This window comes from Pseudomonas sp. GW460-LB5 (genome assembly GCF_059423245.1).
On sequence record NZ_JBWKXT010000028.1, the window covers coordinates 69967 to 78089 of the forward strand.

The window sequence follows — 8123 nt, forward strand, 5'->3', positions numbered from 1 at the left end:
CCATCGGGTTTCGTGAAGATACCGAGTTCAAAAGCTACATCCTGCCAATCAGCCAGGATTGACCCGCATGCCGGTACAGTCGATACAACTGTCCAGGCCTTGCACCGTAACCCCCCGCTACAATCTCTCCGGGCATGCCCCTCACTTCGCCGTATAATGCCCCTCCTGTCATGTGTGAAAATTTACCCATCCTCAGGTAACCCTGCCTACACCCAAGAACACAGGTGCTGTACATGGATTTCAACCCGTTGGACCTTATCCTGCATCTCGATGCTTACCTCGATCTGCTGGTCACCAATTACGGTCCCTGGATCTACGCCATTCTATTCACCGTGATCTTCTGCGAAACCGGGCTGGTGGTCATGCCATTCCTGCCGGGCGACTCGCTGCTGTTCATCGCCGGCGCCGTAGCGGCAGGTGGTGGCATGGACCCTGTGCTGCTGGCTGGCCTGTTGATGGCTGCCGCAATCCTGGGCGACAGCACCAACTACGTCATCGGCCGAACAGCCGGGGAGCGGTTGTTCAACAACCCCAACTCGAAAATCTTCCGCCGCGACTACCTGCAGCGCACCCACGAGTTCTATGAACGCCATGGCGGCAAGACTGTGACCCTGGCGCGTTTCCTGCCTATCCTGCGTACCTTCGCACCGTTCGTCGCCGGCATCGCCCACATGCATTACCCGCGTTTCCTTGGCTTCAGCGTTGCCGGGTCGCTGCTGTGGGTCGGCGGCCTGGTCACCCTGGGCTACTTCTTCGGCAACGTGCCATTCATCAAGCAGCACCTGTCGCTGATGGTGGTGGGCATCATCATCCTGTCGCTGGTGCCGATGCTCCTCGGCCTGTTGCGCAGCCGCCTGGGCCGTGCGGCCAAGGCGCACTGAGCTTTCAGAGAACAGCAGGCATGTGGTCGTTCAGCGCCTGGCGGCGCAAGCGCGCGCTGACGCGCTACCCCATCGAGCCCGAACAGTGGCAGGCCGTGCGCGAGCGCCTGCCCATACTGGACGGCATCAGCGACGAGGAAGACCACTGGCTGCGTGAAGCCTGCATCCTGTTCCTGCTCGACAAGCACCTGACCTGCTTGCCAGGTGTCGAACCCGACGACGAGCAGCGCCTGTTGCTGGCCGCCCAGGCACAGTTGCCGCTGCTGCACCTGGGTGAGCTGAACTGGTACCAGGGCTTCCACGAAATCATCCTGTACCCCGACGACTTCAAGAGCCCCCAGCGCCACCGCGATGCCAGTGGCGTGGAGCATGTGTGGGACGGCGAGCACAGCGGCGAAGCCTGGCAACAGGGGCCGATCATTCTGGCCTGGAACGGCGTGCTGGCCAGTGGTGGCTGGGAGGCCTACAACCTGGTCATCCATGAGCTGGCGCACAAGCTCGACATGCTCAATGGCGATGCCAACGGCCTGCCCCCGCTACACAGCGGCATGCCGGTGGATGAATGGGCAACGGCCATGCAGCAGGCCTACGACGACCTCAACCGCCAGCTGGACAACAACCCCGACGCCGAAACCGCCATCGACCCGTATGCCGCGGAAAACCCGGCGGAATTCTTTGCCGTCACCAGCGAATACTTCTTTAGTGCCCCCGACCTGCTGCATCAGGCTTATCCACTGGTCTACCGCCAGTTGTCGCAGTTCTACCGGCAAGACCCGCTGGCGCGGCTGCACCGGCTGCAGGCCGAACACCCCGCATACGGCGAAAGCCACGCCTGACGGGGCCGCACATCAGGCCAGGCGTGGCATGCCCCGGCAGAATGTGCCTATAATCGCCGCCACTTTTTTGGTCAAACACGGGGGCACTGCCCAATGAGCTACAGCAAGATTCCGGCGGGCAAAGACCTGCCGAACGACATCTACGTCGCCATCGAAATCCCGGCCAACCACGCGCCGATCAAATACGAGATCGACAAGGACAGCGACACCCTGTTCGTCGACCGTTTCATGGCCACCCCGATGTTCTACCCAGCCAACTACGGTTTCATCCCGAACACCCTGGCTGACGACGGTGACCCGCTGGACGTGCTGGTGGTTACCCCTTACCCGGTAGCGCCAGGCTCGGTTATCCGCGCTCGTCCGGTTGGCGTGCTGAACATGACCGACGACGGCGGCGGTGACGCCAAGGTCATCGCTGTGCCTCACGACAAGCTGTCGCAGCTGTACGTCGACGTGAAGGAATACACTGACCTGCCAGCCCTGCTGATTCAGCAGATCGAGCACTTCTTTGCCAACTACAAAGATCTCGAGAAGGGCAAGTGGGTCAAGATCGAAGGCTGGGATGGCGCTGACGCCGCCCGTGCCGCGATTACCAAATCGGTTGCTGCCTACAAGGGCTGATACCGATTGTAAAAAAACCCGCTTCGGCGGGTTTTTTTATGCCTGATTCGGCGACAAGCCTTCATCGGTAAAATGTCCTACGTAGTCCTACACCAACGCCCTACAACGAGGCACTTTTCTTACAAGCCTCGTCAACAACTGGTTCATTTCCTTGCGGGGGACCCGTCGTTACACTCGCCCCATGAACACTTCCGGCGACCGCCTTAAAGCCCTTCTCCACGAATGTGGCCTGTCCGCTTCCGCTTTCGCCGCCCAGCGCAGCGTCACACCGCAGCACGTCAACAACTGGTTCAAACGCGGCGTGCCCCTGGCCCGCCTGGACGAACTGGCCGATCTGTTCTGTGTGCATCGGCGTTGGCTGCGCACGGGCGAAGGGCCAAAACACCCAAACCCGGTCCAGCGCAACTGCCCGCCACGCCAGGCGCCGGCCAACCCGCCCAGCCCACTGTCGGCACACCGTGCCCGGCAGGTAAAAGTGCCCTTTTTCGAACTGCAAAATGGCCTGCTTTCGCCGGTGCCCAGCAAACACCTGCGCCTGCCCGCAAAAGCGCTGAAAAGATTGGGAGTGCACGCCGATAACGCCATCTGCCTGGCCATGACGGCAAACAACATGGTTCCGCAGGTGCCGCTGGGGGCCACTTTGGCAGTCGACCTGGGCATGACGCGGGTCATTGAGGGCGAAACCTACGCGCTGCTGCATAACGGCGCGCTGAGGGTAAACAACCTCAGCCTCAGCCCACAGGGCACCCTGTACCTGCGCAGCCATGACCGGCGCAATTACGCCGTCGAACGCTACACCCCTGCCCAGCGCCAGGCGCAGGGCCTGGAGATTATCGGGTGGGTATTCCACTGGTCGCATTTCCGCCAGCAGCGGCCCGGCTGAAACAACCTGTGCCATTTTTTGCTGGGCATCTTGCGCGTGCCCTTGTATGCTACCCCGCACATTAAGCCCCGACCGGCGCAAGCCGCGGTCCAGAGGGCTCGGCGATATCCCACACGGGCATCTGCCATCTCTTTCAGGCCCTTGATGGCCACACAGTTAAGGCGATTGCGGCTTACCATAAATTAGTCGGAAGCGTCCCCGAGAAGCCGGCCACAAGCCGGCTTTTTAATTGTCCGAAATAATCCTATCCCATCCGAGAATCTTCCTGATAGCTTAGCTATTCCGGGGGTTTCAGACATTTCCCTGTCCGATGGTGTTCAACGCCATTTGACCTCATCCGAGGATGAAGTGGGGGGACAGGTGGGGGGACAAAGGAACAGTAAGGGGAAATCAATGAGTAAACTGAATCCGAAACAAGTCGAGAACCTGACCGAGCCTGGCACTTACGAAGATGGTGATGGCCTCCGTTTGGTCGTCAAACCTACCGGACGTAAATCCTGGCTACTTCGCTTTCAATTGGCGGGGCGTCGTAGGGAGATGGGATTGGGCTCATTCCCTGAAGTCAGCCTCAAGAAAGCCAGACAAGCAGCCAGCGCCAAACGCAGTCAATTGAACGATGGCATTGATCCCCTGGCAGCCAGAGACGTAGAGCGTGCAGCTCAACGGGAAGCCCAGCGTGCAAGTGAAGCCAAGCAACTAAAATTCGAGACGCTCGCAACGCAATACCGTGATGCTCACGGCGCGGCGTGGTCGGAAAAGTGGCATAAAGGGTGGCTGCGGAAACTGGAGCTGTATGCGTTTGATCACATAGGCAAGCTGTCAGCCGAAGACATAGGCACTCCCGAAGTACTTAAGGTGTTGCAACCCATCTGGGCCACCAAGACCAGAACCGCTGACGAGGTACGCGGGCAAATAGAACAAGTCCTGGACGCAGCCAAAGCACGCAACCTGCGACAAGGTGAGAACCCTGCTCGCTGGCGCGGGCACTTAGACAATCTGTTGAGCCGCTCTGAAAAGAGGAAAGCTCGGAAGCGTGAGCACTTTGAAGCTTTGCGCTGGCAGGAAGTGCCTGAGCTGATGATAAAGCTCAGGGCGAACGCCACACCTCCATCATGGGCCGCTCAACTGCTGATCATGACCAGCGCACGCGCCCACATGGTCAGGTTCGCTCGTTGGGATGAGTTTGATCTAGAAGCTAAAACTTGGTCACTGCCAGATGAGAGAATGAAAATGCGGGTAGCTTTCGTCATTCCGCTTGCCGAGGAAGTCGTAAGGCTGGTGAAAAGTATTCCGCGAGATGAAGGAAGTCCTTTTCTGTTCCCAGGCCAAGGCAAGACTGGGGCAATGCATGCAAATGCTGTACGAACCCTACTGCATGACATGGGGTACAAGCACATCACTCGCCATGGCTTTCGATCTTCGTTTCGTGACTGGGCCGGTGAATGTACCCATTATCCTCGTGAAGTCTGTGAAATGGCGTTAGCACATGACGAGCGTGATCAGACCGAGGGAGCGTACTCTCGCTCGGACTTTCTTGATAAGAGGCGTTTACTCATGAATGACTGGAGCCTATTTGTAGCACCCCCACCCTCGTTAACCTGAGCACTAATTAATCTATTGCTCAGTCTTAGAAAAAGCACACCTTCAGTAGGTGATTTCATCACCTCTCGCGCATGCAGAGCCTTGCGCGAGAGACCTTCAAATTTTGCGCCATAGACGTATCGGTGCGGTTTAGCATTATGTAGCCAAAAAGTAACACTGAGCGATTTACTTTAAGTGACGGATAAACCAACCACAGCTTAAAACGCTTTACATTCTCTACCGGGACTTAACAATTTTCTTGGCTGCTGCATCATTTGCTAGCATATCTAGAATTAAACCACACAGATCATCTCGATTACGCTCAACCCCCTGACACTTAACACTATGAAAAACCTCATCAATTATCTTGTCAACAACAGATACATAAGTGGTGCGTGCACGGTAAGGAACGTGTGCACGGAGAGCATCCAATATAGTTTGACGGATGAGATCCTCAATTTCACCAATTTTACGACTAACCTCCGCACTAGCCTTCGCCTTACCATGCCCGCCCTTAAATCCCCTCTCTCGCCGCGCCCGCCCCTCTCCCGGATATAATCGATCGTATAATTCGACATAATTCAGAACACCAAGATACGCTTCATTGTAACCAACATAGTCCCCACGCAACAAAAAACCATACGCTTTCGTTGAACACATTAAAATAGCCTCTATCAAAGAGCGCTCATGCTCCTTAGACCTAGAGTTTCTACTAACAAGAGAAAGAACGTTTTCTTCATACTCAGAATCTATCTCCCCAAGACTAATTCGCTTTTGAGTTTCATCTAACATCCCAATTACCCGATCCGAGTTTATTCCGCGCCTCCAAAACTCACCCGTGCCACCTGACAAAATTCTTTCAAGATCAACACAAATTTCTTTAAAGCTCTCAAATTCTGAATTTTCAACCACCCTCTTAAACCTGTCATCAACCAGAGCACCACTCATTTCAGCTATACTTGCAGCCACAGCTAAAACAGACATTTCCAACTCAAACTCACTATCATTCTTTAAACTAGAGATAAGATTAGCCGCCCCCTCAATGCTGTACCAGTCAACCGAAAACCCATCCAACCCAACAGCCTCCTCAGAGCCAACTAATTTAACAATAAAATACCCACACATTCCTCGCGCACCAAAATAAATATCTGTCCCAACAGCGTCCACTCGCACCTGCAACCCACTCTCACTAAATACTAAGTCGGCAATTGCGTCTTCTGGAGACTTATCGACAGGTAGCTCAACCCTTATAAAGAACCCTCCAACCAAGCCGGGTTTTGTGCGTAATAAAACACGACCATTAGATCCAACCAGGATAACCAAGCACTCTATTGCCTGAGGCACGTCCATTCATCACCCGCCAACACTTAAAACACTAAAAAAATACAAAATCATATTAAATTAACTCAATCTCCGCTACTCGCCCATACGCAACCTCCTTCACTAGCCCCTTTTCCACCAGATAATCAACTGCGCGATTGAGCCGCGTAGCACGACGCAAGGCTGCTGGCCCCCGCTGCAACACGTCATTTCGCTTTGTCCGCCTAAAAAGTGGGCTATCACACCTAGACTGCAACCAAGAGATTAGCGCTTCAGCATCAGTAACAACTTGAGGCGAAAACGAGAAAAGCCTCTTATACATTACAGAGCACCCCATAACAATTTTCTCAGCAGACGACAACTCGGACAGTGAAATTTCAGCTCCACCAGATTCAAAGAAGTGAAGCAAAGCGGCCACTCTAGAAATATTTTCCACCAACTTTGACGCATGATCACGAGCCCGTTCATAGCCTCCACCAACCCTCATTTCTTTCTCGATCTTATTGTGAATCCATATCAATTCCTCGCTAGCCTCAACTGAAAAACCAACCACTAACTTACTCGCATCACGGGCATCAAACTTTTTAACATTTTCTTCGAGAAGTTCTTCTATCCTCTTTTCATATCGACTTAAATCGACCTGAACCTTACCTTCAATAAATCGAGTACCCTGAGTAGACTCTGGATAAAAAATCAATGACCTCGCAAAAAATCCTGATGCCTTACCAAGCTCGCCTTTTCTTTCTAGATATTCCTCAAACACCCTTGGCTGGACCCCAATACCAATACTAAACCGCACGTCTGTCAATGAGAAATCCCCAGAATAAGCCCGCCCAACTTCAAGGCCGGAGCCGCTCCATAAAGCGTTCATCATGCCTACCTGATTAAAAACGCCCCTTAAAGCTATATCACCCTCACTCGTAAATAATGCTGCGGACGGACAGTCTTGTGCCAAGGCTTTAGATAATGCAGCCCAAGTGACATCTTGATGAGTCATCTTAAACATCGGCGGGCGAGTAGGCTCTGATTTCGCGTGCACCAGAAGATCGCTTTCAAGCTGCTTATAACTGCTCAACGTTAAGCTTTCATCAAGCATTTTCTTTTGAATCTTCTTTTTTTGCCTTTCCCACAACTCCAACAAAACTGACCACTCTCTTATTTTCTGAGAATCCGACAATTTACGCTTCTTTTCAAACGCTCTTAGCGCTTTAACTGCAATATCTTCAATCGCGGTTTTCCTCTCACCTGAAAGCGCTATCGAAAAAATCATTAGTGATACCGGCCCAAGGCTTCCCCACGGCCTTCTTACATCTATTAGATACTGACAAACCAGCGAAACAACTGAAAGTACAACCGACAAAACCAGGTCAATCGGCGCCAGAGTTTGTTGAACGATACTTATTACCGCACTTTTAAAAACCGGGAATGAATCGATTTCTTCCATATCAACGGACGTATCTTCAAACTCATTGCCATCAAGCCTATTACCTTCGAAAAACCCCATTATTTCACTCCTACTTACTCAACCTTAAATAATTATCTATTAGCTATTCAACTGGTTAAATTTTCATTTTCTGGTGCCGAGCCAACGCATAACGTCATCAAGAAACCAGCCAACCGCTACTCCCTTTGCAGACAAGCGTACTGGCCTCGGGAATTCTGAGTCATAACGGGGACTACTTGGATTTAGCCAGTCATACAGGGTTGATCTCGAAACCGAAAGCATCTCGCTTAGCCGCTTCATACGGATCACCCTCACCTCAGGTCCACCTGCCACCCATCCAGCTTCGCTACACTGAGTTCTATGTTCACAATTCATGAGCCACCTCCAAATCGGTTGAGGCGTCATCGTATTGCGTGCACCCCGATACCTCATCTGCACTGCTTAAAAGTTATACGAACCCCCTAAGCACAGATCTTGACATTTACACAAAAACAAGATCCAGGACCAAGAAAATTCCCAAATCTAATACCTCAGACCTGCTATTCCTGCTACCGAGT

Annotated in this window: 8 protein-coding genes; 5 read left to right on the forward strand and 3 right to left on the reverse strand. The window is 53.0% G+C overall.

The genetic code is table 11. The features are described from left to right. The first annotated feature begins 233 nt into the window (after window positions 1-233). The 5 genes from AC07XM_RS17755 (at window position 234) to AC07XM_RS17775 (ending at window position 4823) form a co-directional block, all read left to right on the forward strand. The gene (locus AC07XM_RS17755; RefSeq protein ID WP_016484717.1) at window positions 234-881 is read left to right on the forward strand and encodes a DedA family protein; all 648 of its coding nucleotides are present in this window, start codon (window positions 234-236) and stop codon (window positions 879-881) included. Window positions 882-901: 20 nt separating this feature from the next. After that, a complete protein-coding gene (locus AC07XM_RS17760) occupies window positions 902-1717 on the forward strand; it encodes a M90 family metallopeptidase (protein WP_102689886.1) in 816 nt (271 codons plus the stop codon). Window positions 1718-1810: 93 nt separating this feature from the next. Continuing rightward, complete coding sequence (ppa, locus tag AC07XM_RS17765; protein WP_016484715.1) at window positions 1811-2338, forward strand: inorganic diphosphatase; 528 nt, start codon at window positions 1811-1813, stop codon at window positions 2336-2338. 181 nt (window positions 2339-2519) lie between these two features. After that, the gene (locus tag AC07XM_RS17770) at window positions 2520-3221 is read left to right on the forward strand and encodes a LexA family transcriptional regulator (RefSeq protein WP_016484714.1); all 702 of its coding nucleotides are present in this window, start codon (window positions 2520-2522) and stop codon (window positions 3219-3221) included. A 393-nt stretch (window positions 3222-3614) separates the two neighbouring features. Then, entirely contained in the window at window positions 3615-4823 is a 1209-nt protein-coding gene (locus AC07XM_RS17775; protein WP_102667954.1) for a tyrosine-type recombinase/integrase, read from the forward strand. Window positions 4824-5039: 216 nt separating this feature from the next. Here the strand turns inward: AC07XM_RS17775 and AC07XM_RS17780 are convergent, their stop codons facing one another. The 3 genes from AC07XM_RS17780 to AC07XM_RS17790 all read right to left on the reverse strand — a co-directional run bounded on the left by AC07XM_RS17780 (window position 5040) and on the right by AC07XM_RS17790 (window position 7998). Then, window positions 5040-6152, reverse strand: coding sequence for a hypothetical protein (locus AC07XM_RS17780; protein WP_146024546.1), 1113 nt, complete (start codon window positions 6150-6152; stop codon window positions 5040-5042). A 46-nt stretch (window positions 6153-6198) separates the two neighbouring features. Continuing rightward, window positions 6199-7626, reverse strand: coding sequence for a YfjI family protein (locus AC07XM_RS17785; protein ID WP_102689884.1), 1428 nt, complete (start codon window positions 7624-7626; stop codon window positions 6199-6201). Between the two features lie 63 nt (window positions 7627-7689). After that, entirely contained in the window at window positions 7690-7998 is a 309-nt protein-coding gene (locus AC07XM_RS17790; protein ID WP_371918335.1) for a helix-turn-helix transcriptional regulator, read from the reverse strand. Window positions 7999-8123: the final 125 nt, after the last annotated feature.

What these genes read in the sequence shown, in the direction of transcription:
- AC07XM_RS17780 (WP_146024546.1), bottom strand. Translation starts at nt 6,152, where the DNA reads ATGGACGTGCCTCAGGCAATAGAGTGCTTGGTTATCCTGGTTGGATCT.
- ppa (WP_016484715.1), top strand. Translation starts at nt 1,811, where the DNA reads ATGAGCTACAGCAAGATTCCGGCGGGCAAAGACCTGCCGAACGACATC.
- AC07XM_RS17790 (WP_371918335.1), bottom strand. Translation starts at nt 7,998, where the DNA reads ATGAGGTATCGGGGTGCACGCAATACGATGACGCCTCAACCGATTTGG.
- AC07XM_RS17755 (WP_016484717.1), top strand. Translation starts at nt 234, where the DNA reads ATGGATTTCAACCCGTTGGACCTTATCCTGCATCTCGATGCTTACCTC.
- AC07XM_RS17785 (WP_102689884.1), bottom strand. Translation starts at nt 7,626, where the DNA reads ATGGGGTTTTTCGAAGGTAATAGGCTTGATGGCAATGAGTTTGAAGAT.
- AC07XM_RS17770 (WP_016484714.1), top strand. Translation starts at nt 2,520, where the DNA reads ATGAACACTTCCGGCGACCGCCTTAAAGCCCTTCTCCACGAATGTGGC.
- AC07XM_RS17775 (WP_102667954.1), top strand. Translation starts at nt 3,615, where the DNA reads ATGAGTAAACTGAATCCGAAACAAGTCGAGAACCTGACCGAGCCTGGC.
- AC07XM_RS17760 (WP_102689886.1), top strand. Translation starts at nt 902, where the DNA reads ATGTGGTCGTTCAGCGCCTGGCGGCGCAAGCGCGCGCTGACGCGCTAC.